The organism is Pseudomonas sp. R1-6, assembly GCF_051132115.1.
In the GTDB taxonomy this organism is placed as follows: Bacteria; Pseudomonadota; Gammaproteobacteria; order Pseudomonadales; family Pseudomonadaceae; genus Aquipseudomonas.
On record NZ_CP071662.1, the window covers coordinates 2746787 to 2773053 of the forward strand.

23 protein-coding genes are annotated in these 26267 nt (G+C 61.7%); 15 read left to right on the forward strand and 8 right to left on the reverse strand.

The window, feature by feature from the left end:
• Positions 1–143 precede the first annotated feature (143 nt).
• From J3P81_RS12480 to phnE, 7 genes are all read left to right on the forward strand, one after another.
• Positions 144–1508 (forward strand): sigma-54 interaction domain-containing protein, encoded by a 1365-nt coding sequence (locus tag J3P81_RS12480; protein WP_434564042.1) that lies wholly within the window; start codon positions 144–146, stop codon positions 1506–1508.
• 180 nt (positions 1509–1688) lie between these two features.
• Positions 1689–2837: an iron-containing alcohol dehydrogenase gene (locus J3P81_RS12485; protein WP_434564043.1), complete on the forward strand. Its 1149-nt coding sequence runs from the start codon at positions 1689–1691 to the stop codon at positions 2835–2837.
• Positions 2838–2910: 73 nt separating this feature from the next.
• Positions 2911–4350 carry a hypothetical protein gene (locus J3P81_RS12490; RefSeq protein ID WP_420763958.1) on the forward strand — a complete coding sequence of 480 codons (1440 nt, stop codon included), beginning with the start codon at positions 2911–2913 and terminating at the stop codon, positions 4348–4350.
• A 671-nt stretch (positions 4351–5021) separates the two neighbouring features.
• The gene (locus J3P81_RS12495; RefSeq protein ID WP_434564044.1) at positions 5022–5873 is read left to right on the forward strand and encodes a putative selenate ABC transporter substrate-binding protein; all 852 of its coding nucleotides are present in this window, start codon (positions 5022–5024) and stop codon (positions 5871–5873) included.
• Positions 5870–6667, forward strand: a complete 798-nt coding sequence (locus tag J3P81_RS12500; RefSeq protein WP_434564045.1) for a phosphonate ABC transporter ATP-binding protein — start codon at positions 5870–5872, stop codon at positions 6665–6667. Before J3P81_RS12495 ends, J3P81_RS12500 begins: the two co-directional genes overlap by 4 nt.
• Positions 6661–7488 (forward strand): PhnE/PtxC family ABC transporter permease, encoded by an 828-nt coding sequence (locus J3P81_RS12505; protein ID WP_434564046.1) that lies wholly within the window; start codon positions 6661–6663, stop codon positions 7486–7488. Before J3P81_RS12500 ends, J3P81_RS12505 begins: the two co-directional genes overlap by 7 nt.
• A complete protein-coding gene (phnE, locus tag J3P81_RS12510; RefSeq protein ID WP_420763954.1) occupies positions 7485–8252 on the forward strand; it encodes a phosphonate ABC transporter, permease protein PhnE in 768 nt (255 codons plus the stop codon). The genes J3P81_RS12505 and phnE overlap by 4 nt, the downstream gene beginning before the upstream one ends.
• A 12-nt stretch (positions 8253–8264) precedes the next feature.
• Here phnE and J3P81_RS12515 read toward each other — a convergent pair whose 3' ends face one another.
• Entirely contained in the window at positions 8265–9506 is a 1242-nt protein-coding gene (locus J3P81_RS12515; protein WP_434564047.1) for an OprD family porin, read from the reverse strand.
• A gap of 330 nt (positions 9507–9836) precedes the next feature.
• Between J3P81_RS12515 and J3P81_RS12520 the strand changes: the two genes are divergently transcribed.
• The 8 genes from J3P81_RS12520 to J3P81_RS12555 all read left to right on the forward strand — a co-directional run bounded on the left by J3P81_RS12520 (position 9837) and on the right by J3P81_RS12555 (position 17979).
• Positions 9837–10775: a LysR family transcriptional regulator gene (locus J3P81_RS12520; RefSeq protein WP_434564048.1), complete on the forward strand. Its 939-nt coding sequence runs from the start codon at positions 9837–9839 to the stop codon at positions 10773–10775.
• A gap of 102 nt (positions 10776–10877) precedes the next feature.
• On the forward strand, positions 10878–11681 hold the full coding sequence (locus tag J3P81_RS12525) for a putative hydro-lyase (RefSeq protein ID WP_434564049.1): 804 nt from the start codon (positions 10878–10880) through the stop codon (positions 11679–11681).
• 26 nt (positions 11682–11707) lie between these two features.
• Positions 11708–12256, forward strand: coding sequence for a hypothetical protein (locus tag J3P81_RS12530; RefSeq protein ID WP_434564050.1), 549 nt, complete (start codon positions 11708–11710; stop codon positions 12254–12256).
• Positions 12257–12302: 46 nt separating this feature from the next.
• A complete protein-coding gene (locus tag J3P81_RS12535; protein ID WP_434564051.1) occupies positions 12303–13244 on the forward strand; it encodes a LysR family transcriptional regulator in 942 nt (313 codons plus the stop codon).
• A gap of 87 nt (positions 13245–13331) precedes the next feature.
• Positions 13332–14708 (forward strand): UDP-glucose dehydrogenase family protein, encoded by a 1377-nt coding sequence (locus J3P81_RS12540; protein WP_420763949.1) that lies wholly within the window; start codon positions 13332–13334, stop codon positions 14706–14708.
• 169 nt (positions 14709–14877) lie between these two features.
• Positions 14878–15585 carry an HPP family protein gene (locus tag J3P81_RS12545; RefSeq protein ID WP_434564052.1) on the forward strand — a complete coding sequence of 236 codons (708 nt, stop codon included), beginning with the start codon at positions 14878–14880 and terminating at the stop codon, positions 15583–15585.
• Positions 15586–15718: 133 nt separating this feature from the next.
• Positions 15719–16825 (forward strand): enoyl-CoA hydratase/isomerase family protein, encoded by a 1107-nt coding sequence (locus J3P81_RS12550; protein ID WP_434564053.1) that lies wholly within the window; start codon positions 15719–15721, stop codon positions 16823–16825.
• 2 nt (positions 16826–16827) lie between these two features.
• Positions 16828–17979, forward strand: a complete 1152-nt coding sequence (locus J3P81_RS12555) for an acyl-CoA dehydrogenase family protein (protein ID WP_434564054.1) — start codon at positions 16828–16830, stop codon at positions 17977–17979.
• A 124-nt stretch (positions 17980–18103) separates the two neighbouring features.
• Here the strand turns inward: J3P81_RS12555 and J3P81_RS12560 are convergent, their stop codons facing one another.
• The 7 genes from J3P81_RS12560 to pssA form a co-directional block, all read right to left on the reverse strand.
• Entirely contained in the window at positions 18104–18877 is a 774-nt protein-coding gene (locus J3P81_RS12560; RefSeq protein ID WP_420763945.1) for an enoyl-CoA hydratase, read from the reverse strand.
• Positions 18878–18891: 14 nt separating this feature from the next.
• A complete protein-coding gene (locus J3P81_RS12565; protein ID WP_420763944.1) occupies positions 18892–20019 on the reverse strand; it encodes an acyl-CoA dehydrogenase in 1128 nt (375 codons plus the stop codon).
• 9 nt (positions 20020–20028) lie between these two features.
• Positions 20029–21216 (reverse strand): acetyl-CoA C-acyltransferase, encoded by a 1188-nt coding sequence (locus J3P81_RS12570; protein ID WP_420763943.1) that lies wholly within the window; start codon positions 21214–21216, stop codon positions 20029–20031.
• Between the two features lie 11 nt (positions 21217–21227).
• Positions 21228–21989: an SDR family NAD(P)-dependent oxidoreductase gene (locus J3P81_RS12575; RefSeq protein WP_434564055.1), complete on the reverse strand. Its 762-nt coding sequence runs from the start codon at positions 21987–21989 to the stop codon at positions 21228–21230.
• 16 nt (positions 21990–22005) lie between these two features.
• A complete protein-coding gene (locus tag J3P81_RS12580) occupies positions 22006–23670 on the reverse strand; it encodes an AMP-binding protein (protein WP_434564056.1) in 1665 nt (554 codons plus the stop codon).
• A 153-nt stretch (positions 23671–23823) separates the two neighbouring features.
• Positions 23824–24840, reverse strand: coding sequence for an AraC family transcriptional regulator (locus J3P81_RS12585; protein WP_434564057.1), 1017 nt, complete (start codon positions 24838–24840; stop codon positions 23824–23826).
• Positions 24841–24851: 11 nt separating this feature from the next.
• Entirely contained in the window at positions 24852–26195 is a 1344-nt protein-coding gene (gene pssA / locus J3P81_RS12590) for a CDP-diacylglycerol--serine O-phosphatidyltransferase (RefSeq protein ID WP_420763939.1), read from the reverse strand.
• Positions 26196–26267: the final 72 nt, after the last annotated feature.

Consider the following 26267-nt stretch of genomic DNA (forward strand, 5'->3'; position numbering starts at 1 on the left):
GTGATTCCGGTTCCGTGTAATCGTGCAATCCGAAAGACCCGCGTATTTCAGGGCTTGTCCCAGGGAAGCGATTTTCTCGCAGGCGGGGTTTTGCAAGAATGTACCCTCTGCATATGACTGCTCCCCCTGAAGGAACCTCCCCGGTGAACGTCAATGACGCCAGCTTCGAAGAACTGCTCAACGCTCTCCATGACGGCGTCTACATCACGGATGGCGACGGCAATACGCTAAAAGTAAATCAAGCCTATGAGCGCCTGACCGGGCTCAGTGGTGCGGATCTCGTCGGTCGATCCATGCAGGAGCTGGTGAAGGAGGGCGTCATCTCGCAATCGGCCACATTGCGCGTGTTACAGGGCGGTCGGCCGGTATCGGTGATGCAGAGCCTGAGCCATGGCAAAAAGCTGCTCGTCAGTGCCACGCCAATTCTCGACGCTGGAAAGCGAATTTCATATGTGGTCAGCACCGTGCGCGACATGACTGAACTGCTGCGCATGAAACACGAGCGCGATGAGTTGCAACAGCTCAAACAACTGCGCAACAGCACCGCCAAGCTTCATGCCGGGCAACGGGACAATCTGCTGCGTTCTCCGCTCATGGCCGATCAGGAAGTTTCCGGCCGCGTCCTTTCGCTGGCCCGGCAGGTTGCGAGCAGCTCGGTGAAGGTGTTGCTTCAAGGCCAAACCGGCGTCGGGAAGACCCTCGTCGCGCAATTCATCCATAACGCCAGCCCCCGTGCCAGCGAACCCTTCCTCGCGCTCAACTGCGGCGCGCTGCCCGAGAATCTGATCGAAGCCGAGCTGTTTGGCTATGCACCTGGGGCGTTCACTGGCGCAGGTCCCAAAGGCAAGCGTGGCCTGCTGGAACTGGCGCATCACGGCACGTTGTTTCTAGATGAGATTGGTGATCTTCCGCTGCCGGTGCAGGTCAAGCTGCTCAAGGTCATCGAAGAGAACCGCTTCATTCCTGTAGGCGGCCTGGAATTGAAGGAGGTGGATGTACGCATCATCAGCGCCACCCACCATGACCTCAAGCAGCGGGTGGCGGAGGGGCATTTTCGGGCTGATTTGTATTACCGGCTCAACGTGGTGCCGATTCACATACCGGCACTGCGCGAACGTCGGGAGGAGATTGCGCCACTCCTGCGTTACTACCTCGACCGATTCAACGTTCGTTATGAACGCCAGGTCCAGTGGAGTCTGGATGCCCTCGACTTGATGTGCGAATACGCCTGGCCCGGCAATATTCGCGAGTTGATCAATGTCGTCGAACGGCTGGTGGTGACCAATCAGACCGGGACTGTCGAGGCGCTTGATATGCCGGAAGAGATCCTCAACCTTAATCCGTCGAAAACCAATGACGCGGGGCTGCCACTGCGCAAGGTATTGGAAAATGCCGAGCGCAGCGCGATTCGCGCCGCGCTGCTTGCGCACAAGACCACGCGCCTTGCGGCCAAGGCGTTAGGGGTGAGCCAGGCGACTGTGGTGCAGAAAATGAAACGCTGGGAATAGTCTGATTAGGATTCTGATCAATCTAGGGTAAAACGATCAGAAAACTAATCGGAGCTCACCGGTAAATAAGCCCATAATTCACGCAAAGTCCCGTAGGGCGGGGCTTCCAGGGCATTGGCACGGCTTTCGCTATCCCATTTGGCACGTCTTCCATAAAACAACATCAACTGGACGAGCCCGATGAACATTTCTTCTTTCAAAATCGCCAATAAATTAATCACCGGACCCGGCGCAATCGAGCAGCTTTGCGCTGAGCTGACGCGCCTTGAGATCAAGAACCCACTGATCGTCACGGACACCGTCCTGGTGAACTCCGGCACTGTGGACCTGGCGCTGGCGCAACTCGGTGATCGCCACTACGGCGTTTTCGACCAGGTCAAACCGGAGCCTGAGGTGGCCATCGTGGAGGAGTGCACTCGCGCCTATCGCGAGGGTGGGCACGACGGACTGATTGCGGTGGGTGGCGGCAGTGCCATCGATATTGCCAAGGGCGTCGCGGCGTATGCCGGTCATGCAGGTCCGCTGACGGAACTGTTCGGAGTCGATCTGGTGAAACGCAAGGGCCCGCCCTTGATTGCTATCCCGACAACTGCCGGCACAGGTTCGGAAGTGACCAACGTCGCGATTTTCTCCGACAAGCAAGCACAGCTGAAAAAAGGCATCGTCAGTGACTACCTGCTACCGGACGTGGCGCTGGTCAGTCCGACCATGACGTTGACCTGCCCACGCAGTGTGACGGCGGCCAGTGGCGTCGATGCGCTGGTGCATGCGGTCGAGTCCTATCTTTCAGTCAACGCTTCGCCAATCACCGATGCCATCGCGCTCGGTGCGATCAAGTTGATCAGCAAGGCGCTGCCGAAGGCTTATGCCAACCCAACCAACCTGCAAGCCCGGGAAGACATGGCCACCGCGAGCCTGATGGCCGGCATGGCGTTTGGCAACGCGGGGGTAGGGGCGGTGCATGCGCTGGCGTACCCGCTCGGCGGACGGTTCAACATCGCCCATGGCGTCAGCAACGCCTTGCTGCTGCCGTACGTAATGGAGTGGAACAAGACGGCTTGCGTCGAGCGTTTCCGTGACATCGCCGAAGCCATGGACGTGCGCGTCGCGAACCTGAGCGACAGGGACGCTGCGGACCAGGCTGTGAAAGCCATGGCGGATCTGTGTGCTGGCGTTGATATTCCCTCCGGGCTGCGCAGTTTCAACGTGCCCGAGGAGGCCATCCCAGCGATGGCGGAGGAGGCCAGCAAGATCGACCGTTTGATGCGCAACAACCCGCGCAAGCTGACGGCCGCCGATATCGAGAAGATCTATCGCGCCGCCTACTGATCCATAAAGCCATGGCTCCGGTTTCCCGGAGCGTGCGCCCGCCACTACAAGACCAATAACACAGGTGAACCCAATGTCTGACACTCCTGCGCAGCGGGGCGAAAGTCCATACATCCCGCTCGGTCCTTTCAAGGTCCGGTTGCCGTTTCTCCATTACAAAATCGAACTTCCAGACTACCTCCAAGGCTTGTTGATGTGTGCCGTGGACCTGGCCGCGATCCCGCTGATGACCGAACTGCTGGGCATGCCTTTCGAAGTCGCGCTTGCCGTGGTGATGCTCAACGGCTTGCTTTACCTGGCGCACCATTTGCTCGGTGACCCGACCGTTCCTGGCTGGATCACGCCGGCGGTTCCTCTGTTGATGGCTTACTGCGCGCAGTTCCCAATGGGCCCGGAGCGTGTCCATGCCTTGATAGCCTTCCAACTGATGCTTGGCGTTTTTTCAATTGCCCTGGGGGCGACTGGAATGGCGAAAAAGGTTGTGGAATTCGTGCCCTCGGCAATCAAGTCCGGCATCATCGTCGGGGCTGGCTTGAGTGCCGTGATCGCGGTGTTCCAGGTGGGCGGCAAATTCAATGTATTGCCCTGGACCATCTCCATTGCGGTGGGCATAGCCTTCTACCTGATCTTTTCCCAGCACTTCAACGAGCTCAAGCAACGCAACCGCTTCTGGTGGAACTTCGCCAAGCTCGGCATCCTGCCGATCATCCTGCTGGCGGTGGTGATTGCACCGTTGTTTGGTGAGGCGCCATGGCCGACGATTCAGTGGGGAATCAGCCAACCGGACTTTGCCGGATTGTGGAATGACTACACCGTCTTCGGTCTGGGCATGCCGCCAGTCTCCATGTTCATCTCAGCGTTGCCGACCATGCTGGCGGCCTACATCATCGTGTTCGGCGACGTGCTCAGCGCCAAATCGCTCCTCGATGAGGCAGAAACCGTGCGCACCGACGAAGTCGTCGACTACAACGCCGATCGCGCTCACCTGATCTTCGGCGCGCGCAACGCGTTCATGAGCATCTTTGGTCCCGATGTCGCCATGTGCGGGCCAAAATGGGCCGCGATGCTGGTGGTGGTGATCGAGCGTTTCAAAGGTGGACCGAAGGCAATGAAGTCGATCATTGGCGGCGTCGGGTCGTTCCGCTGGGGTACCAACAGCGGTCTGCTGTTGTTGCCGGTCGTCACGCTGGTACAGCCGATTCTCGGTGTCGCCTTGTCACTGACGCTGCTGATCCAAGGGTACGTTAGCGTACGCCTGGGCATTCTCGAAGCCCGAAGCCAGCGTGACCTGGGCATCGCGGGCGTGATTGGCGCGGTGCTGGCGATCAAAGGCGCGAGCTGGGCATTTGGAATTGGCGTTGTGTTGTGCTTGCTGATCTACGGCAAGAACTTTTTCAAGGGGGAGGTGGACGGGACGTTTGCCAAGGACCTGAAGGCGCCGGGCGGCAACCCTGTCAGAGATGTCGGGTCGGCCCCCGCGATCAAGCGGGTTGCAACGGAGAATGTGCTTTAACCTGGGCGACGTGTCCGTCGATATCAGCCGGGCCGCAGCTGCAAAGCTCCGGCCCGGCATCTCCCTCGCTTGGACGTTAGGAAAATTCTGGTAGCGAGCGTGTGAGCCGGAAACAGTCCAAGCCGTTAGTGAGCGCCGATGTCGAGAGGTGGATTATGAATGTGGGTCAATCTTCTGATTTTCGAGAAGCGGGGTTACTGGAAGTGGACAACAGGAAGGGAGCGGATACGTAAACATCGTGTTTAACATAATATACATTATGTGAACCTTCGTATGGAGCTACCTGGGGCGTGGGCAGACAGATTTGAAGCCACGATTGCCACCTCAGCACGTTCACACTGAGCATGAACGGTCACAGCGTCATGCAACCGGACAGCAACTGTAATGAGCTGCATTGCAAGGACTGCGGACTTGAACAGTCAGGATTTTCGACGGACACAAGACACGCACTGGTCGGCACATGGATCTGCTCGGTCCACAGTACGAAGCCCCATCGGTCATGCTCGGCCTACGTTATTCGCTCTGACGCAACAGGATGTAGCAAGCGACTATAGCCATTTACCTGATCACCGGAAACGATCAAAATCGCCCCCATTCGTCTACCCTCACAACGCGCCCGGCAAGAATGCCAGGTGATTGAACCTTTTTGCTTTCACGCACCGGAGATTTCCATGCTCAAGCGTTCCCTGGCCTTGGCCGTCGGTTTCACCCTGACCCTGAGTTCTGTCCTGGCGCAGGCCGCCGACACCCTGAAAGTCAGCGCGATTCCCGACGAAGCGCCGACCGAATTGCTGCGCAAGTTCAAGCCGCTGGGTGCTTATCTGGAGCAGCAGATCGGCATGAAGGTCGAGTTCGTACCGGTGAGCGACTACCCCGCGGTGGTCGAGGCATTGGCCACCGACCGCATCGACATGGCCTGGCTGGGCGGTTTTACTTTCGTCCAGGCTCGCCTGAAGACCGGCAACGCCATTCCATTGGTGCAACGTGAGCAGGACGCGCAGTTCACCAGTAAATTCATCAGTGCCGACCCGGCCGTCAAATCCCTGGCCGACCTGAAGGGGAAGAGCTTTGCCTTTGGCTCTGTTTCGTCTACCTCCGGCAGCCTGATGCCGCGTTACTTCATGCTCCAGGATGGCATCAAGCCGGAAACCTACTTCAGCCGCGTGGGCTACTCCGGTGCCCATGACGCGACGGCCGCGTGGGTCCAGGCCGGCAAGGTCGACGCCGGCGTGCTCAACGCCAGCGTCTGGGAAAAACTGGTGGCCGCCGGCAAGGTCGACACCAGCAAGGTCAAGGTCTTCGCCACCACCCCAGCGTATTTCGACTACAACTGGACGGTGCGCGGGACCCTCGACCCGGCGGTGGCCGCCAAGATCAAGGCCGCGTTCCTGGCGCTCGATCCGGCGAACCCAAAGGACAAGGAGATCCTTGATTTGCAAGCCGCCAGCCGCTTCATCGAAACAAAGCCCGAGAACTACAAGGGCATCGAAGAAGCCGCACGCGCCGCTGACCTGCTCAAATGACATTGCGTTTGACCCAGGCCAGCGTCATCCACGCCAACGGCGCCCAGGCGTTGCGCGGCGTGGACCTGCACCTGCGCGCAGGGGAACAGGTCGCGATCATCGGCCCGTCCGGCGCTGGCAAGTCGAGCCTGCTCAACGTCCTTGCCACCGCGCTGCGGCCAGGCCACGGTGAAGTAGAAGTGCTGGGCGAGCGGGCCTGGCAGCTGTCGGCGCGCCAGCGCCAACGCCTGCGTGCACGCATTGGCTTGATTCATCAAGCGCCTCCCCTGCCCCCGCGCCAACGTGTGGTCACCGCAGTACTGGCTGGCAAGCTGGGACAATGGGGTCTCGGCAAAAGCCTGCTGAACCTGTTCCATCCGCTGGACGTGCGCGGGGCTCGGGCAGCCTTGGCCCGTCTGGACCTGGGGGAAAAACTGTTCGTGCAGTGCCAGCAATTGTCCGGCGGGCAGCTGCAACGCGTCGGCATCGCCCGCGTGCTTTACCAGGCGCCGGAGGTGTTGCTGGCGGATGAACCGGTATCGGCGATGGACCCGGTGCTCGCCGAGCACACGCTCTCGGTGCTCTGCCAGCATGCCCGGGAGCAGCAGGTCACCCTGGTGACCAGTCTGCATGCGGTGGACCTGGCGCTTGCGCATTTTTCGCGAATCATTGGTTTGCGTGAGGGCCAGATTCTCTTCGACTTGCCGACCGAAGCGGTTGATCGCAAGCAGCTCGATGCACTTTATGCCAATGAGCAACTGGAGTCGCTGTCGAGCCCACCGCCGCCGTCGAGCGTGCAGATTCCCCGATGCTGACGCGTGACGCTCGGGACCCCGCCGCCCTCCCTCGCCTGTTCCTTGGCCTGCTGGCCATTGCCCTGCTGTGGCCGGGTATCCATTTCAGCGAATTGGACCTGGGTGTGCTGCTGGCCAGCGATAGCCAAAGCGAGATGGGCCGGTTCGCCGCCGCGTTCTGGCCGCCGGCCCATGACGAAACGTTTGTCGAATTGCTGCTGCAAGCCACACTGCAGACGCTCGCCATCGCTACCGCCGGCATGACCTTGGCACTGCTGTTGGCGGTGCCCGCGAGCCTGGTCGCCAGCCGGGCGCTGTCGTTGTCCGCCGCGTACCGCGCAGGCAGGCCTGGCCTTTGGGGTCAGTGGCTGCGTTGGCCGGTCCGTGGCCTGCTCATCTTCCTGCGCAGCGTGCCGGAGATCGTCTGGGCGTTGCTCTTCGTCCGGGCCGTCGGTCTTGGCCCCACCGCCGGGGTATTGGCCATCGCCATCACCTACAGCGGCATGCTGGGCAAGGTCTACGCGGAAATCTTCGAGTCGGTTGACCAACGCCCCGCACACGCGCTGATGCAAGCCGGAAGCGGTCGGCTCGCCGCCTTCTGCTACGGCATCTTGCCCAACGTCGCCGCCGAGCTGCTGTCGTACACCGTGTACCGCTGGGAATGCGCCATCCGCGCCTCGGTGGTGATGGGCTTCGTCGGCGCTGGTGGACTGGGCCAACAGATGGACCTGTCGTTGCGCATGTTCGCCGGCGGTGAAGTCGCCAGCCTGCTGCTGACTTTCCTGATATTGGTGCTGCTCGCCGACCAGCTCAGTCGCGTGCTGCGCTGGAGGTTGGCATGAGTCGCCTGCTCAACGCGCTGTTGCTGCTGTGCATCGGCGCGGCCGTGGTTGCCTCGTTCGTCTATCTGGGTATCGACCTGGACGCCCTTGGCGATCACTCGAATCTCAAGCAAATGGCCGCTTATGCCCAGCGTTTCCTGACCCCTGACCTGAGCCCGACCTACCTCAAGGCGATCGGCCATGGCGCGCTGGAAACCATCGCCATGTCCGCCCTTGGCACACTGCTCGCGGCAGTGCTGGGTTTGGCCTTGGCGCTGCCCGCCGCCGGGCGCCTTGGCTGGCCGTTGCAGAGCGTGTCGCGCCTGTTGTTGAACGCCTTGCGCGCGGTGCCGGAGCTGGTATGGGCCGCGCTGATGGTGCTTGCCGCCGGGCTTGGCCCCAACGCCGGTACGCTGGCGCTCGCCCTGCACACCGTCGGCGTGCTCGGTCGATTGTTTGCCGAAGCCTTGGAAAACACTCCGTCGCAACCCGCCGATGCCCTCCGCCTGCAAGGGGCCAGCGCCCTCTGGGCGTTCTGCTACGGCACGCTGCCCAACCTGATGCCGCAACTGTTGGCCTACACCTTGTACCGCTGGGAAAACAACATCCGCATGGCCAGCGTTCTAGGGTTCGTCGGCGCCGGCGGCCTTGGCCAGATGCTCTACGTCAGCCTCAGCCTGTTCCAGGAGGCGCAAGGCAGCACGGTGATCCTGGCGATGTTGCTGCTGGTCTTCACCGTCGATACGTTGAGCAGTTGGAGCCGTCAGCGTTGGGTCAAGGCTTGACGGCCTGGGGACTCACCACAACGCCATCGTATAGCTGACGATCAAACGGTTCTCATCCAGGTCATTGCCGAAGTTCGAACGCACCGTTGCATTGCGCCATTTGAAACCCAGCCCTTTCAATGTGCCGTCCTGGATCACATAGGCAATGTCGGTGTTGCGCTCCCATTCCTGGCCCTCCCCTGGCGCGCTGCGTTGCACGTTGTCGCCACTGATGTAGCGGGTCATGAATGTCAGGCCCGGCACACCGAGGGCGGCGAAGTTGTAGTCGTAGCGGGCTTGCCAGGAGCGTTCGTCGGTGTTGGCGAAGTCGCCGATCTGCACGAAGTTGACCAGATAGGGATCGCTGCGGGAGATGTAGGGGAATGGATCGTCGCCGCTCATGCGCTGATAGCCCAGCCCGAACCCGTGGCCAGCGAGGCTGTAGGTGAACAGTGCGCCGAACGCTTGGTTATCGATCCTGCGGAAACTGCCGTCCTCGGTGCTGCGCGAGTAACGCACGTCGCTTTTCAGTGACTGGCCATCGCCCAGGTCCAGGGTGTGGACAAAGCCGAGGTAGTTCTGCTGGTAGATATCCTCGAGCTTGCCGTAGCGGTACTGCGCCGTGAGATTGGGCAGAAGCTGGTAGTCCGCCCCGGCGAACTGGAACCTGTCGCTGATGCCGCCGATGCGATTGGCGGTCATGTCTTGATAGTCGGTGGAATCGACTAAATTGATCTGGGTGAGCTGCCCGGCGGTGAGCTTGAGGCGGTCAATTTCCTGCACGTTCAACAGCCCGCCCTTGAAGGTGCTCGGCAATAGGCGCGTGTCGTTGGAATTCACCACCGGGTCCTTGATCTGGAGCGTCCCGGCTTTCAGCGTGCTGTTGGACAAGCGCATTTTCGCGGTGAGGCCGACTTCGCCGTAGCGATCCTGGGAGCCGCCGGACAGGTCCGCCGGCAAAAGATTGGTACCCGCCGTGCCGCCGCCCGAGTCCAGCTTGATGCCGGCCATCGCCAAGGCGTCGAGACCAAAACCCACGGTGCCGGCCGTGTACCCCGACTCCAGGCGCAACAAGAACCCTTGCGCCCATTCCTCGGCCTTGTCCCGAGCGCCCTCCTGCCTGAAATCGCGGTTGAAGTAAAAATTGCGAGCTTCCAGGCTGGCCTTGCTGTCGCCAATGAAATCGGCGTGGGCCACCGGCGCGCCGATCAGGCCCAGGCCGAGCAAGGGACCAATGGGCGAACGGCTCCAGCGGGTATCGATGAAACAGGGCATGGCGTGCTCCTTTTTGTGGGCGCGAACGATCCCTTCGGGGACGGCGGACGCGCCTCGCTTATTATTTGGGGCAGTGCGGATACTGTGGCAAGTGAGCTTGCTCCCGCTGCGCCGGTCCGACGCCTCGGGCGCAGCGGCCCCATTCACGCTGAGCGCTGCGCGCTTAAGCGAGCAAGCTCCCTCGCCACGGGGCGGATTCTTCGCAGTGGCGCGATACAGCGTCAAACGGGAAAAACCCAGGCGCGTACATAAGAAAATTTGATGCGCGCCGAAGCCCTATCTGGAGTAACAATTCCAACCATAAGAACGATAAACGCCAAGAGAGCCACCATGAACCTCAAATTCCTTGAAACCTTCGTCTGGGTCGCTCGCCTGCAAAGCTTCAGCCTGACCGCCGAAAAGATGTTCAGCACCCAGGCCGCGATTTCCAGTCGGATCGCCTCGTTGGAAGACGAGCTGGGCCTGCGCCTGTTCGTGCGTGATTCACGGGGCGTGTCATTGACCCCGGAAGGCACCAAGGTCCTTGAATATGCCGAGCGAATGCTCGACGTCCAGCGCGAGTTGAAGCAGTCCCTGGACAACAGCACCCCACAGCAAGGCCTGGTGCGCATCGGTGTGATGGACACGGTGATTCACACCTGGCTGAGCCCGTTGATGTCGATGCTGATGCAGGCGTTTCCCGCCGTGGAGATCGAAATCACCGCCGACGCGGCGCGAAATCTTTGTGAGCAGCTGCAAAAAGGTTACCTGGACATCGCCTTCCAGACCGACCTGGTCCGCCACGAAAGCGTGCGCAATCTCGAGCTGGGGCATTACCCGATGCACTGGATCGCCGCCAGCCAATCGATTTACGCCCGGCCCTACGCCTCGCTGGCGGAAATGGCGAGCGAGCGCATCATCACTTTCGTCAAGCATTCACGGCCTCACCAGGATGTGCTCAACCTGCTGTATGCCCATGGCGTCGGTACGCCGAGGGTCAGTTGCGTCAATTCGGTATCGGCGATGACGCGACTGATACGCGACGGTTTCGGCATTGGTGCGCTGCCCGCGGCGCTGGTGACCAAGCCGCTGGCCCGTGGCGAGTTGATCCAGCTGGAACCGGGCGCGCCCCTTCCCCAGCTCGATGTCGTCGCATCGTGGCGGGCCGGCGTGGGGCTCGAACTGATCGAAAGCATCGTGCACATGAGCCGCCAAGTGGTCTGCCAGTACGCCACGGACGTCGGACCGCAACGCATGGTCGCGGCACCGGGGCTGTCGACGGTCGAATAACTTTTACTTGTCAGGGGGTAGCAATTTTCCTTGTTGGACGCCATCGCCGGGATTTTCTAAAAAGGACTCACTCAGAAAAAGAACCCAACGGAGCCCCTTGCGATGAGTCCATCAGCCCTGTCCCTCGAGCAACTGCAGCAGTGTTCACCGCAAGCCTTGCGCCAGAAAATCGCCGCCGGGCAATACCACGGCCATACCAGCGGCCTGGGCCAGGGCCGGGTCCAAGCCAATATCGTGATCCTGCCGGGAGACTGGGCCGACGAGTTCCTGCGCTACTGCACGCTCAACCGTCAGGCTTGTCCGGTGCTGGACGTGACGGAACCGGGTGACCCCTTCCTGCGCAACCTGGGCGCTCCCATCGACATCCGCCACGAGGTCCCAAGCTACCGGGTCTTTCACCACGGAGAGATAAGTGAGCAACCTTCGGACATCGAACACCTTTGGCGCGATGACCTGGTGACTTTCGCCCTCGGCTGTTCGTTTTCTTTCGAGCAACCGTTGCTTGAGGCCGGCATTCGGATGAGGCACATCGACCTGGGTCGCAACGTCGCCATGTTCCGCACCAACATCGACACACGCCCCACCGCGCGACTGTCTGGCAAAATGGTCGTGAGCATGCGCCCGATGAAAGCGGCGGCGGCGATCCAGGCGATCCAGATCACCGGGCGCATGCCCGGCGTCCATGGCGCCCCGGTACACATTGGCGATCCATCGCTGATCGGCATTGAGTCCCTGGAAACGCCGGACTACGGCGATGCGGTACCGGTCGAAAGCGATGAAATACCGGTATTCTGGGCCTGTGGCGTGACGCCTCAATCGGTGGTCCAGGCGTCGCGTCCGCCGCTGTGTATCACTCACGCGCCGGGTTGCATGCTGGTCACCGATCTATGGAACAGCGCATTGTGATGTATCGACCCGGAGACGGAGATTTGATGAACAGCCCGCGACGATCGATCGAGCAGTACATCCGCGCCAAGGACGGCAACCGCCCCCACCTGCTGGACCAGGCGTTTACCAATGACGCGACCCTGGACATGGTGGTATGCACCGGATCCATTTCATTCCCCGATCATGTCGAAGGCCGTGGCGCCATCGGTGATGTGCTGGTGAGCCGTTTCAACCAGACCTTCGAGAACGTCTACACGTTTTGCCTGGACGCTCCTCCTGCGTCCAACGCCGAGACGCTACAGTGCCGTTGGATGGTCGCCATGGCGGACAAGCACAGCGGTGAAGTCCGGGTCGGGTGTGGCCGGTATGACTGGCGATTCAGGCCCCAATCGTGGTTGGCTGAGGGACTCACCATTACCATTTCACACATGAAAACCTTGCCTGCAGACGATCTATCGGTAGTCATGGCCTGGGTGTCGCGTTTGGCGTACCCGTGGTGCAGCGTTGATGACGCCATGGATGCGGTGCCGGATTCAAGCGCGCTTGAAGACGTGATCCAATACCTGTCAGTCAGGCATGATCGAACGGTTTGATCGCCCTTGGATTTCCCTGCCTCTTCGTTTCAAGGAGCTGCCCGACATGAATATCAAGTTCCTGGAAACCTTCGTCTGGGTCGCCCGCTTGAAAAGCTTCCGGCTGACGGCGGAAAAGCTCTTCACCACTCAGGCGTCGATTTCCAGCCGTATCGCGGCCCTTGAAGATGAAATGGGCGTGCGCTTGTTCGTCCGCGATCCCAAGGGCGTGTCGCTGACATCCGAAGGCCTGCGGGTACTCGAATATGCCGAGCGCATCATGGAAACCATGCAAAGCATGAAGGCGGTGATCAAGGATCCCCGTCAGGTGCGCGGTCGGATCCGCATCGGCGCGATGGACACGGTGATCCATACTTGGCTCAGCCCGTTGGTGACACGGCTGATGGAATGCTACCCGGCCCTGGAAATCGAGTTGTCGGCCGATACCGCGAGCAACCTGTGCTCGCAGCTGGAAAAAGGCTATCAGGACATCATCTTCCAAACCGACATCCTGCGCCTGGACAGCGTGCGCAATACGCTTTTGACCCGTTATCCGATGCATTGGGTGGTGCGCACCGGCTCCGCCTATGACCGCGATTATGCTTCGCTGGAAGAATTATCCCAGGAGCGCATCGTGACCTTTTCGCGCAACTCGCGTCCGCACCAGGACATCCTCAACCTGCTGCACTCGGCCAATATCGTCTCGCCGCGCATCAATTGCGTGAATTCGGCATCGGCCATCACGCGGCTGGTGCGCGACGGCTTTGGCATAGGCGCCATGCCCGCGGCGCTGGTTCAAGGCGAACTGGCCCAGGGCACGTTGAGGCTGGTGGATGGCGTGCCGCTGCCCTCGGTGATGGACGTGGTCGCCAGCTGGCGCACCGGCGCGGGCATGGAGCGGGTCGAAGACATCGTCACCCAGACCCGGGAGGTGGTTGAAGAATTCAGCGCGCAACTGCCTGCCCAATACCGGCTGGCGGCGGACCCTGCCCCGGCAGGCTGTCAGTGAACTGCAACATCCCCGCCCTATCCTGAAACGAGCGCACCGCGGTGTACCGCTGGGTGCGGCCGCTCGGGATGGTCCAGGGAGTTCGCCATGAAGATCAGCGTGTTCGGCAGTGGTTACGTTGGATTGGTGCAAGCCGTCGTGTTGGCCGAGGTCGGTCATGACGTGGTGTGCATGGACATCGACGAGCAAAAGATCGAGAACCTGCGCCAGGGCCAGGTGAGTATTTTCGAACCCGGCCTGGCGACGCTGGTGCGCGAGGGGCTCGATGCCGGGCGCTTGCGTTTTACCAGCGACGAACAAATGGCCGTCCGGCATGGGCAGGTCGTGTTCATCGCCGTCGGCACGCCGTCCAGGGAAGACGGCTCGGCGGACTTACGCCAAGTCCTCGCCGTCGCTGAAGCCGTTGCCCGCTACGGCGAACAGCCGCTGGTGGTGGTGGAAAAGTCCACCGTGCCGGTGGGCACTGGCGATATCCTGCGCGCCCACATCGATAAGTGCCTGCTCAAGGCCGGGCGCCTGCTGCAATTCGATGTCGTGTCCAATCCCGAATTCCTCAAGGAGGGCTCCGCGGTCTCCGATTGCCGGCGTCCCGATCGCATCGTGATCGGCTGTGAGCGTGAGGAAGTTCGGGAAACCATGCGCGAGCTGTATGCGCCATTCAACCGCAACCACGACCGGATCCTGTTCATGGACGTGCGCAGCGCCGAGCTGACCAAATACGCGGCCAACGGCATGCTGGCGACCAAAATCAGCTTCATCAACCAGATCGCCGAACTGGCCGAACACCTTGGTGCCGACATCGAGTCGGTGCGCCAGGGCATAGGGGCTGACTCGCGCATCGGCTATCACTTCATTTATCCCGGTTGCGGCTACGGCGGTTCGTGCTTCCCCAAAGACATGCGGGCCTTGATCCATACAGCGCAGCAAGCCCATTGCGCCAGTGACCTGCTGCAGGCGGTGGAGTCCATCAATCTGCGGCAGAAACACAAACTGTTCGAACGCATCAATGCTTACTACCAGGGCGACTTGCATGGCAAGACCTTTGCCCTGTGGGGCCTGGCCTTCAAGCCCAACACCGACGACATGCGCGACGCCCCCAGTCGCATGCTTCTGGAAGCGTTGTGGGCGGCTGGGGCCAACGTCCGCGCGTTTGACCCCGAAGCAATGCAACAGACCCAGCTGCTCTACCCCAACGAGCCGAAACTGATGCTGATGGGAACGCCAGAGTCAGTCCTGGCCGGCGCCGATGCGTTGATCATCTGCACCGAATGGCAGTCGTTCAAGGCCCCCGATTTCCAGCTGATCCGGCAGCGCCTGAACGCACCGGTGATTTTTGATGGGCGAAACCTCTATGAACCGGAACGCATGGCGGACAGAGGTTTCGTCTATTTCCCGATGGGCCGCGGACAGTCATGCAGCTTGCCCATTGCCCACCAGCCTTGGTTACAAGCCAGAAGCGCTTGATCAAACTGCAAAATAAATGAACTCAACCAGCATTAATATGAATTTGTAAGCAAGAGAGCCGAGCGGCACACTGTGCTCCGTTCCTCCCCCAAATGTTGGAACACTTAAAGGGCTTTCTGGGATTCTCCCGTAAGCCCCTTTTTTTGTTGGCTTTTTGGATCTCCGCTTAATGTTCTCTCGCTGGTTCCCCGCTGCTATCAATACCCGTCCCACCGAATGGAGCCGTGCCGCGATCGGCATGGCTTTAGGAACGATGTTCAGTGTCTGGCTCTGCGGCCAGGTGTTTGGCCTCGAAGTGGCGCAACACCTGATCGGCCCTCTCGGGGCCTCGGCGGTATTGCTGTTCGCCGTATCGTCGGGCGCCCTGGCCCAGCCTTGGTCGATTTTTGGCGGTTACCTTTGTGCTTCAGTCGTGGCGTTGCTGGTCGCCCATGTGCTCGGCCGAACACTGGGCAGCGCTTGCCTGGCGGCCGGCATGGCGCTGGTTCTGATGTGCTGGCTGCGTTGCCTGCACCCGCCGGCGGGGGCCTTGGCGGCCACGCTGGTGCTGGCGGATCATTCGATCATTGCCCTGGATTGGCAGGCGCTTGGCGCTTCGATGCTGGCCGGCTCCGGTCTGCTCGCCTTCGCATTGGCCTACAACAACCTGACGCGCGTACGCTACCCCAAGCGCGCCAGCGAGCCGGTCGCCGCCATTCCGGCCGACCACCCGCCCGTGGATCGCCAGGCCATCACCGCCGAAGACTTGAAGCTTGCGCTCGAGGAAATGGAAGCGTTCTTCGACGTAACTCCCGAGGATCTCGAACAATTGATCCACGCCAGCGAGCGCCATGCCAAGCGCCGCAGCATCACGGAGGTGCTGTCGGGTCGCGGTTGAGCCTGTGGCTGCTATAAATATGCAGACATGACCTGCACGTATCCCGGTTGTGCAATGCAAATTTGCACTGTTACGATCCCGATCGGGTACGCGCGACATTATTTATAAAGACAATAAAAGCAGGGAGTTAGCGATGACAGCTCAGGTTTCATCCCAAGCTGCGGACGGCGTCGAGACCGCGCCATACGAGGTGCTGTTCGAAGTCCGCAACCACATTGGCCACTTGACCCTGAACCGCCCCGCCGGCCTCAATGCCCTTACCTTGGGCATGGTGCGCAGCATGCAACAGCAACTCGATGCCTGGGCGCAGGATGCGCAGATTCGCGCGGTGGTCCTTCGCGGTGCCGGCGACAAGGCGTTCTGTGCCGGCGGTGATATCCGCTCGCTGTACGACAGCCACAAGCAGGGCGATACCCTGCATGAAGACTTCTTCGTCGAGGAATACGCCCTCGACTTGACCATCCACCACTATCGCAAGCCCATTCTGGCGCTGTTGGACGGTTTCGTGCTGGGCGGCGGCATGGGCCTGGCGCAAGGCGCCGACCTGCGGGTAGTGACCGAGCGCACTCGCCTGGGCATGCCTGAAGTGTCCATCGGTTATTTCCCGGACGTGGGCGGCAGTTATTTCCTGCCGCGCATTCCCGGTGAGCTGGGGATCTACCTGGGCGTCAGTGGTGTGCACATCCGCGCCGCCGACGCGTTGTACTGTGGGCTCGCCGACTGGTACCTCGATAGCCGCAAGCTTGCCCAGCTCGATGAGCGTCTCGATCGACTGGAGTGGCGCGATACCCCACTCAAGGACTTGCAAAGCCTGCTGGCAAAAATGGCGGTTCAACAGCTACCTGCACCGCCCCTCGCCGATTTGCGGTCCGTCATCGACCATTTCTTCGCTCTGCCCGATGTGCCGAGCATGGTCGAGCAGTTGCGTCAGGTCACGGTTGCCAACAGCCATGATTGGGCGATGGAAACCGCCAATCTGCTGGAAACCCGCTCGCCATTGGCCATGGCGGTGACCCTGGAAATGTTGCGTCGCGGCCGTCACTTGAGCCTGGAAGACTGTTTCGCCCTCGAGCTGCACCTGGACCGCCAATGGTTCGAGCGCGGTGACCTGATCGAAGGCGTACGCGCCTTGCTGATCGATAAAGACAAGCGCCCGCGCTGGAACCCGCCGACCCTGGAGGCGCTGGACGCCTCGGTCGTGGCGAGTTTCTTCGACGGCCTCGACTACCACGGGAATTGATCATGCAAGACCTCGAGCTGACCGAAGAACAAGTGATGATCCGCGACATGGCCCGTGACTTCGCCCGCGGTGAAATCGCGCCCCACGCTCAGGCCTGGGAGAAAGCCGGGTGGATCGACGACGGCCTGGTGGCGAAGATGGGCGAGTTGGGCCTGCTGGGCATGGTCGTGCCGGAGGAATGGGGCGGCACCTATGTCGATTACGTGGCCTACGCCCTCGCCGTGGAAGAAATCTCCGCTGGCGACGGTGCCACGGGCGCATTGATGAGCATTCATAACTCGGTGGGTTGCGGGCCGGTCCTCAATTTCGGCACCGATGAGCAGAAGCAGACGTGGCTGGCGGATCTTGCCAGCGGCCAGGCGATCGGCTGCTTTTGCCTGACCGAACCCCAGGCCGGCTCCGAAGCCCACAACCTGCGCACCCGCGCCGAGCTGCGGGACGGCCAATGGGTGATCAACGGCGCGAAGCAGTTCGTCAGCAACGGCAAACGGGCGAAGCTGGCGATCGTCTTCGCTGTGACCGACCCGGACCTGGGCAAGAAAGGCATCTCGGCGTTCCTGGTGCCGACCGATACCCCGGGCTTCAACGTCGATCGCTCCGAACACAAAATGGGCATTCGCGCTTCCGACACCTGCGCGGTGACATTGAGCAACTGCACCGTGCCCGAGGCCAATCTGCTGGGTGCCCGAGGCAAAGGCCTGGCCATTGCGCTCTCCAACCTCGAAGGCGGTCGCATCGGCATTGCCGCCCAGGCACTAGGCATCGCCCGCGCAGCGTTCGAAGCGGCATTGGCCTACTCCCGCGATCGTGTTCAGTTCGACAAGCCGATCATCGAGCACCAAAGCATCGCCAACCTGCTGGCCGACATGCACACCCGCCTGAACGCCGCCCGCCTGCTGATCCTCCACGCCGCGCGCCTGCGCAGCGCTGGTAAACCGTGCTTGTCGGAAGCGTCGCAAGCCAAGCTATTTGCTTCGGAGATGGCCGAGAAAGTCTGCTCGTCGGCGATACAGATCCATGGGGGGTACGGGTATCTGGAGGATTATCCGGTGGAGCGCTACTACCGGGATGCGCGGATTACCCAGATCTACGAAGGATCTAGCGAAATACAACGCATGGTCATTGCCCGCGAACTCAAGCACTACCTGGCGTAACGGCGGGAAAAACATCGCGAGCTAGCTCGCTCCCACAGGGTTTGGAGGCGTACGCAATGGCGCGTACACCTCAGATCCACTGTGGGGGCGAGCTAGCTCGCGATGGGGTCAGTCGGAACGCCGCCTACTTGTCCTGGAACGCCGCCGCACGCTTGGCCACGAACGCCGCCATGCCTTCCTTCTGGTCCTGTGTCGCAAACGCGGCGTGGAATACCCGCCGCTCGAAACGCACGCCTTCGGACAGGCTGACTTCAAAAGCGCGATTGACGCTTTCCTTGATCATCATACTGATAGGCACGGACTTGGAGGCGATCAGTGCCGCCGTCTTCATTGCATCGTCCAGCAGCTCATCAGCCGGCACGATCCGCGCAACGATGCCGCAACGCTCGGCCTCGACCGCATCGATAAAACGCCCGGTGAGGCACATTTCCATAGCCTTGGCCTTGCCCACGGCGCGGGTCAGACGCTGGGTGCCGCCCATGCCCGGCAGCACGCCGAGGTTGATTTCCGGCTGGCCGAACTTGGCGTTGTCACCCGCCAGGATGAAGTCGCACATCAACGCCAATTCACACCCGCCGCCCAAGGCAAAACCGTTCACCGCCGCAATGATCGGCTTTCGGCGATTGGCAACGCGGTCGCTGTCGCTGAACAGATCGTCCAAATAGATTTGCGGGTAGGTCAGCTCGGCCATCTCTTTGATGTCGGCGCCGGCGGCGAAGGCTTTTTTCGAGCCGGTCAGCACGATGCAACCGATCTGCGGGTCCGCCTCCAGGCTGTCCAGCGCCTGGTTCAGCTCGCTGACAATCTGCGCGTTGAGCGCATTCAGCGCCTGAGGACGGTTTAGCGTGATCAGGCCGACGCGGTCCTTGATCTCCAACAAAATCGTTTCGTAATTCATGCAGGATTCCTTGTTCAAAGATTGCGCGAAATGACCATGCGCTGGATATCGCTGGTGCCTTCGTAAATCTGGCAGACCCGCACGTCGCGGTAGATGCGCTCCAGCGGGAAATCGTTGAGGTAACCGTAGCCGCCCAGGGTTTGCAGCGCCATGGAGCAGACCTTCTCGGCCATTTCCGAGGCGAACAGTTTGGCCATGGATGCTTCCACTAGTGCCGGCTGGCCGCCATCGCGCAGGGCTGCGGCATGATGAACCATCTGCCGTGCCACGGCGATTTGAGTCGCCATGTCGGCCAGGCGGAACGCCACGGCCTGATGTTCGATAATCGGTTTGCCGAAACTCTGGCGCTCACGGGCATAGTCGCGCGCCGCTTCGAATGCCGCGCGGGCCATGCCCACCGACTGCGCGGCAATGCCAACCCGCCCGCCTTCCAGGTTCGCCAGGGCGATCTTGTAGCCCTCGCCCTCTTCTCCCAGGCGATTGGCCACGGGCACCTTCAGGTCCTCGAAGAGGATCTGGCAAGTGTCGGAGGCGTGCTGGCCGAGTTTGTCTTCGACCCGCGCCACGCTGTAGCCTGGCGAGTCGGTGGGCACGATGAAAGCACTGATACCGCGCTTGCCGGCGCTCGGATCGGTGACCGCAAACACGATGACCACTCCAGCGTTCTGCCCGGACGTGATGAACTGCTTGCTGCCGTTGAGCACGTAATGGTCGCCCTCCAACCGCGCCCTGGTCTTCAAGCTGCTGGCGTCGGAGCCGGCCTGAGGCTCGGTCAGGGCAAAGGCGCCGAGCATCGTGCCGCTGGCCAGGGGTGTGAGGAACCTGGCTTTCTGCTCGTCAGTGCCGAATTTCAGGATCGGCACGCAACCCACCGAGTTGTGCACACTCATGATGGTCGAGCACGCGCCGTCGCCGGCGGCGATTTCTTCCAGCGTCATCGCGTAGGCCAGGTAACCGGTGTCGCAGCCGCCCCACTGTTCCGGCACCAACATGCCGAAAAAGCCCAGCTCGGCCATTTCACCAATGGCCTCCTTGGGAAAACGATGCTCGCGGTCCCATTCAGCCGAGAACGGTTTCAAACGCTCCTGGGCGAATTGCCGAGCCATGTCGCGGATTTGTGTCTGTTCTTCAGTCGGGAGCATGGCAGTTCCTTAATACAGGCATTCAACGGCCATGGCCGTGGCTTCGCCGCCGCCGATGCAGATGGCCGCGACGCCGCGCTTGAGGCCCTTCTGGCGCAGGGCCGACAACAAGGTCACCAGGATCCGTGCGCCGGATGCACCGATCGGATGGCCCAGGGCGCAAGCGCCCCCATGGACGTTGACCTTGTCATGGGGGATTTCCAGCTTGTCCATCGTTACCACGCCCACCACGGCAAAAGCTTCGTTGACTTCGAACAGATCAACCTCGTCCAGCGACCAGCCAGTCTTGCCCATCAGCTTCTTGACCGCGCCAATCGGCGCCGTGGGAAACAGGCCCGGGGCGTCGGCAAAGGCCGCATGGCCATGGATGACCGCCAGCGGTTTGAGGCCGCGCTGTTGCGCCTGGCTCTGGCGCATCATCACCAGGGCTGCGGCGCCATCGGAAATCGAGCTGGAGTTGGCCGCCGTCACGCTACCGCCTTCGCGGAACGCCGGTTTGAGCGTGGGGATCTTGTCGATGCGTGCCTTGGGCGGTTGCTCGTCGTGGCGAACGGTGACCTGTTCCTTGCCGACCATGACCTGCAACGGCACGATTTCGGCATCGAAACTGCCATCCTCGATTGCCTGTTGCGCGCGGGTGGTGGACGCGATGGCGAAGGCATCCTGGGCCTCACGGCTGTAGCCGTTGGCCTCGGCGCAGTCTTCGGCAAAGGTGCCCATCAGGCGCCCCTTGTCGTAGGCGTCTTCGAGGCCGTCGAGGAACATGTGGTCCAGCACCTTGCCGTGGCCCATGCGCAAGCCGGCGCGAGCACGGTCCAGCAGATACGGGGCGTTGGACATGCTTTCCATGCCGCCCGCCACCACGACGTCGGCGCTGCCGGCGACGAGCATGTCATGGGCGAGGATCGCTGCTTCCATGCCCGAACCGCACATCTTGTTGAGTGTGGTGCAACGGGTCGATTTGTCGAGCCCGGCGCCGAGGGCTGCCTGCCGTGCCGGCGCCTGGCCTTGGCCTGCGGCGAGCACACACCCGAACAACACTTCTTCAACCGTGTCCGGTGCGATGCCGGCACGCTCCACGGCAGCCTTGATGGCGGCCGAACCCAGCTGCGGCGCGGTCAGACTTTTGAGTTCGCCCTGGAAGCCGCCCATCGGGGTGCGGACAGCGCTGACGATGACAATTGGATCATGGGACATGACAAATCCTCCTATTTGGCGGCCATGCGCAAGGCGCCGTCGAGACGGATCACCTCGCCGTTGAGCATGCTGTTTTCAATGATATGCCGGACCAGCGCCGCGTACTCGGCGGGTTTGCCCAGGCGCGGCGGGAACGGCACGCCGGCGGCCAGGGAGTCGCGCACTTCCGGGGTCATGCCGGCCATCATCGGGGTCTCGAAAATGCCCGGCGCGATGGTCATCACACGGATGCCGAAGCGTGCCAGCTCACGGGCGGCCGGCAGGGTCAGGCTGGCGATCGCGCCCTTGGATGCGGCATAGGCTGCCTGGCCGATCTGGCCGTCGAAGGCCGCCACCGACGCGGTATTGATGATCACACCGCGCTCGCCGTCGGCGTTGGCTTCGGTTTCGGCAATGGCCGCAGCGGCCAGGCGCAACAGGTTGAAACTGCCGATCAGGTTGACGTTGATCACCTGGCTGAAACTGGCGAGGGCGTGAGGACCGTTCTTGCCGAGGATCTTCTCGCCGCGCACGATCCCTGCACAGTTGACCAAGCCGTTGAGGCCACCAAACGCATCGACCGTGGCCTTGACCGCCGCTTCGGCGGCTGCTTCGTTGCTGATGTCCGCGACCACGCTCTGGCAGCCAAGCTTTTGCGCCTGGGCGGCCACGGCGTCGGCGTTGAGGTCCAGCAGCATCACCTTGGCGCCGGCCTTGACCAGCATTTCACCGGTGGCCGCGCCGAGGCCGGAAGCGCCACCGCTAACGAGGAATATCTTGTTGTCGATCTGCATCATGGTTTCCTTGGATTCAAGCTGAAACGTTCTTCGCCGCAGCCTCTTGAGCTTTGGCGATTTCCTGGTTGCGCAAGATAAAGCGCTGCAATTTGCCGCTTGGGGTTTTCGGCAAGTCGCTGATAAATTCGATCTCTCGCGGATACGCATGGGCAGCGAGGCGCTTGCGCACGTGCAGCCGCAGTTCTTCGGCCAGCTCTGGCGCGGCGCGGTACTGGGCGCTGAGCACCACAAAGGCTTTGACCAGCTCGGTACGTTCCGGATCGGGCTTGCCGACCACGGCAGCCTCGACCACCGCCGGATGCTCGATCAACGCGCTTTCCACATCGAACGGGCCAACGCGATAGCCGGACGTGGTGATCACGTCATCGCTGCGCCCGACGAAGCTGATGCTGCCGTCCGGATTGAACTCGACGGTGTCGCCACTCAGGTAATAATCGCCGACGAAGGCCTTGGTCGGCCCGCCCTGGTAGCCGGCGAACCAACACATGGGTGACTGGCTACGGTCGACCGCAAGAATGCCCGGTTGGCCGACCCCCAACTCCTGATTGCTTTCATCCAGCACCACGATGCGATGGCCCGGCGAGGCAAAACCCGCGGCGCCCTGGTGCACCGGATGCTTGAGGCCGTGGTGATTGCACAGCACCATGCCCAGTTCAGTCTGGCCGTAATGGTCGTGGATCACCACGTCCAGGTTGTCGGCGAACCAGCGGATCACTTCCGGATTCAGCGGCTCGCCGGCGCTGCTGACGATGCGCAGCTTGCCTTTGATTGAGCGGGCGAACTGCTCGCCGCCAGCGATCAGCAGGCGATAGGCCGTTGGCGAGCCCGCGAGGTTGGTGATGCCGTATTTATTGATGACCCGGCAGGTGCTGTCCAGGGTGAACGGGCCGTCGTAGAACGTGATCGGATGCCCCATCGCCAAAGGCCCGGTCACGCCAAAATAGATGCCGTAGGCCCAGCCGGGATCGGCAACGTTCCAGAACGCGTCTTCGGGGCGCAGGTCCACGGCGTCGCGCATGTAGCTCTGGAACGCCACGATCGCCTTGAGCGGCACCGACAACGCCTTGGCCGGGCCGGTGGTGCCGGAGGTGAACATCAGCAGGAACGGGTCTTCGCCAGTCAGCATCAGGGGTTCGCACTGGTTGGGCTGATTGGCGACTTCGGCCCAGAAGCTGAAATCGCCACGAACGATGCCCTCGCCCTTTTTCCCGCCGACCGTGACGACGATGGGGCAATCGGCAACCTCAGTGAGTTTTGGACGGTTGACGGCGTCAGTGACCACAACCCGTGCCCCGGAGCTGCCGAGGCGGTGTTCGATGGCTTTTGGGCCGAATGCGGTGAACAGCGGCTGGTACACCGCGCCGATACGCCAGGTGGCGAGCACCACGATCAGTAATTCGGCAGTGCGCGGCAACAGGCCGGCCACCCTGTCACCCTTGCCGACGCCCTGGGCGCGCAGGAAATTGGCGAAGCGCGCCGCGTTGTCCTGCAGGTCACGGTAAGTCCAGGTCGCGTCACTGCCGTCACGGCCCTCCCAAAACAAGGCGATGCGCCCCGGCAAGGTGTGCCTGTCGCAGCATTCGACGCAGGCATTGAGCGCTTCGAGCGAGCCGTGCAACGAGGCATTGACGGTGTTCAGGTAATCGAACTGCGACGTGGCGGACGAATAATCGCGCATGACCAGAATCCCTCTGTACTTTTTATTGGTGGGGGGAACCGTGAATAGCAGGGAAATACTCGCGCCGAAGAGGCGGCGCGGCAATGGTCAAAGCCTTCAAGTTGCTTGACTGGTTTGGCCATGGACCAAAGTAGGCGTTGGCTGTGCGGGCCGTCAGCCCGCCTCGTTGAGAATCAAGCTGCGATAGTGCCCAGGATTGGACCCGGACCACTTGCGAAACGCCTTGTAGAACGAACTGGCGTCGGCGAACCCCAGGCGCGAGGCGATTTCCACGAAACTGATGGAAGGTTCGGCCAGCCAGGCAATGGCCAGCTCCTTGCGGACGCCGTCCTTGAGGCCCTGGTAGGTTTGCCCCTCCTCTGCCAGGCGTCGGCGCAGGGTCGAGGCGGAAACGCATAACCGCTGGGCCAGGGCCTCGGTTTCCGGCCACTGCTCGGCGGGCAGCTGGCGCAGGTCATGGCGGATGCGGCTGGAGAGGCTTTGCGGGTCGCGGTACTTGACCAGGATATTCGCCGGTGCCTGGGCCAGGAAGCGCTTGAGCTCCTCGGGACTGCGGCGGATGGGCAGGTCCAGGCAGTCGGCGGAAAAGATCATCCGCGTACGGGGCCGGTCGAAGCGCAGGTTCTGGGAGAACATGACGCGGTAATCATCACAGAAGTCGGGCTGCGGGCACCGCAACTCGACGGACAGGATCGGAATGCGTCGCCCGGCCAGCCAGCAGGCCACGCCATGGACGATCATCCAATAGGTGAAATACGTGAAGGCCCGGCGCGGTGTCTGGTCTTCTTCGAGCAGGACAATTTCCGCCAGGCTTTGTTGGCGAGCCCATTGCGCCGGCAGGTGTTCGAGCATCAGCGAAAGGAACCCCAGCCCCGCCGTCAGCCCGGACGCCAATGTCGGCTGGGCCATGGCGCAGCGGCACAGAAAGGCCAGGCTGCCGGACTTGAGCTTGCGCGGGTCCATGCCGAAAAATTCATCATCCAGGCGCCTCGCCAGCAGGCGCCAAAGCTGCGCATAGGCATGGGCCGGGACCCGCGCCTGGCCATCGCCGAGCAACGCCGGGTCGATGCCGACTTTGCGCAGCACCTCGTCGGTCGCAGCGCCAGGGGCACAGCTTTGCAGCAGTGCTTCGCGCACCAACTGGACCGAGATGGTGTCTTTTTCCGACATGGCCTGGGTTTTCACAGGATCCGGTAAAGCAGACGCTCTATTCGCACCCGGCTGACGCGCTTGAGGAACTTGCCCACCGCTGCGGGGTAATCCGGCAGGGTTTCCAGGTCCAGGTAGCGTTCGATTCGCTGGGTGTGCCGATAGATCCGCTCGAGCTCGGCCTGGCGCGGTCCCGACAACTCGCCCTTGGGATCGTCCAGCAACAGGGCATTTTCCAGGTCCAGGCGAAACGCCCGTGGGTTGAGGTTGTTGCCGGTGAGCAAGGTATAGCGCTCGTCCACCCACATGCCCTTGAGGTGGTAGGTATTGTCGCCGTCTCGCCACAGGTGCAGGTTCAACTGGCCGCTGTCGATGTAGCGCTGGTGCCGCTTGGCAAAGCGACGCAGGCTGATTTCGTACAGGTAGGGCAACGCAGCGATGATCTTGAACGGCTCGCTCGCAGGAATATAAAAATCGTTGGCGGTCTTGTCGCCAACGATGATGTCGATTCGCACGCCGCGAGCCAGGGCACGGTTGATTTCCCGCGTCACAGCCAATGGCAGGTTGAAATACGGCGTGCAGATGGTCAACTGCTTGCGGCTGCCGGCGATCAGTTCACCGATCACCCTGCTCAGCGGGTTGTTCTTGCCGACGCCCAGCAACGGGCTCACCGACAGGCCATTCTTGTCGAGGCTGCCCGCCGTGGTGTCGTAGGCCGCGTACTTGAGGCGGCTGCGCAGGTCGCCGATGTCCTTGCGCAAACTGCGGGTGCTGGGCAGGTCCGGCAGGTCAAGGCGATGCACGGCCCTGGAGGCGATCAGGCCATGTTGCACCAGATGATGCATCGAGTCGGCCAGCGGGGCGTTCTGCAGCAGGTGATAACGGTCGTAGCGGTACTTGTCGAACTTGTGCAGGTAGACGTTGTTGAGGCTCGCACCGCTGTAGAGCACACAGTCGTCGATCACGAAGCCTTTGAGGTGCAGTACCCCGAACAGCTCGCGGGTCTGCACCGGCACGCCGTAGATCGGCACTTCGCTGGCATGGGCGCGGGTCTGTTTTTGATACCACGCCGAGTTGCCCGGCTGTTTTTTGGCCCCGATCAGCCCACGTTGCGCCCGCAACCAGTCCACCACCACCGCAATGTCCAGTTCGGGACGTGCGGTTTTGGCGGCATGCAAGGCATCGAGGATTTCCTGGCCGGCCTCGTCCTCTTGCAGGTAGAGGGCGACGATGTAGATGCGCTGGGTGGCCTGGGCGATTTTCTCAAGCAGGCAACGGCGAAACTCGGCGGCACCGTCGAGGATCGTCACGGCGTCGGCGGTGAGTGGAAAGCTGCGCAGCTTGGGCAGCAAGGAACGTTTGAAAAGCGACGGCATAGGGCTCGCAAAAAGTCGATTCCGAAGAACCGATGAGCTTACACCATGACGCGTGGCTTGGGGTCTCCCCGT

Excerpts from the sequence above, each read along its gene's own strand:
- J3P81_RS12535 (WP_434564051.1), top strand. The coding sequence starts at position 12,303 with ATGAATATCAAGTTCCTGGAAACCTTCGTCTGGGTCGCCCGCTTGAAA.
- J3P81_RS12550 (WP_434564053.1), top strand. The coding sequence starts at position 15,719 with ATGACAGCTCAGGTTTCATCCCAAGCTGCGGACGGCGTCGAGACCGCG.
- J3P81_RS12515 (WP_434564047.1), bottom strand. The coding sequence starts at position 9,506 with ATGCCCTGTTTCATCGATACCCGCTGGAGCCGTTCGCCCATTGGTCCC.
- J3P81_RS12585 (WP_434564057.1), bottom strand. The coding sequence starts at position 24,840 with ATGTCGGAAAAAGACACCATCTCGGTCCAGTTGGTGCGCGAAGCACTG.
- J3P81_RS12565 (WP_420763944.1), bottom strand. The coding sequence starts at position 20,019 with ATGCTCCCGACTGAAGAACAGACACAAATCCGCGACATGGCTCGGCAA.
- J3P81_RS12505 (WP_434564046.1), top strand. The coding sequence starts at position 6,661 with ATGCTGACGCGTGACGCTCGGGACCCCGCCGCCCTCCCTCGCCTGTTC.
- J3P81_RS12575 (WP_434564055.1), bottom strand. The coding sequence starts at position 21,989 with ATGCAGATCGACAACAAGATATTCCTCGTTAGCGGTGGCGCTTCCGGC.
- J3P81_RS12520 (WP_434564048.1), top strand. The coding sequence starts at position 9,837 with ATGAACCTCAAATTCCTTGAAACCTTCGTCTGGGTCGCTCGCCTGCAA.
- J3P81_RS12490 (WP_420763958.1), top strand. The coding sequence starts at position 2,911 with ATGTCTGACACTCCTGCGCAGCGGGGCGAAAGTCCATACATCCCGCTC.
- J3P81_RS12540 (WP_420763949.1), top strand. The coding sequence starts at position 13,332 with ATGAAGATCAGCGTGTTCGGCAGTGGTTACGTTGGATTGGTGCAAGCC.
- J3P81_RS12545 (WP_434564052.1), top strand. The coding sequence starts at position 14,878 with ATGTTCTCTCGCTGGTTCCCCGCTGCTATCAATACCCGTCCCACCGAA.
- phnE (WP_420763954.1), top strand. The coding sequence starts at position 7,485 with ATGAGTCGCCTGCTCAACGCGCTGTTGCTGCTGTGCATCGGCGCGGCC.
- J3P81_RS12485 (WP_434564043.1), top strand. The coding sequence starts at position 1,689 with ATGAACATTTCTTCTTTCAAAATCGCCAATAAATTAATCACCGGACCC.
- J3P81_RS12525 (WP_434564049.1), top strand. The coding sequence starts at position 10,878 with ATGAGTCCATCAGCCCTGTCCCTCGAGCAACTGCAGCAGTGTTCACCG.
- J3P81_RS12570 (WP_420763943.1), bottom strand. The coding sequence starts at position 21,216 with ATGTCCCATGATCCAATTGTCATCGTCAGCGCTGTCCGCACCCCGATG.
- J3P81_RS12555 (WP_434564054.1), top strand. The coding sequence starts at position 16,828 with ATGCAAGACCTCGAGCTGACCGAAGAACAAGTGATGATCCGCGACATG.
- J3P81_RS12530 (WP_434564050.1), top strand. The coding sequence starts at position 11,708 with ATGAACAGCCCGCGACGATCGATCGAGCAGTACATCCGCGCCAAGGAC.
- pssA (WP_420763939.1), bottom strand. The coding sequence starts at position 26,195 with ATGCCGTCGCTTTTCAAACGTTCCTTGCTGCCCAAGCTGCGCAGCTTT.
- J3P81_RS12580 (WP_434564056.1), bottom strand. The coding sequence starts at position 23,670 with ATGCGCGATTATTCGTCCGCCACGTCGCAGTTCGATTACCTGAACACC.
- J3P81_RS12495 (WP_434564044.1), top strand. The coding sequence starts at position 5,022 with ATGCTCAAGCGTTCCCTGGCCTTGGCCGTCGGTTTCACCCTGACCCTG.
- J3P81_RS12560 (WP_420763945.1), bottom strand. The coding sequence starts at position 18,877 with ATGAATTACGAAACGATTTTGTTGGAGATCAAGGACCGCGTCGGCCTG.
- J3P81_RS12500 (WP_434564045.1), top strand. The coding sequence starts at position 5,870 with ATGACATTGCGTTTGACCCAGGCCAGCGTCATCCACGCCAACGGCGCC.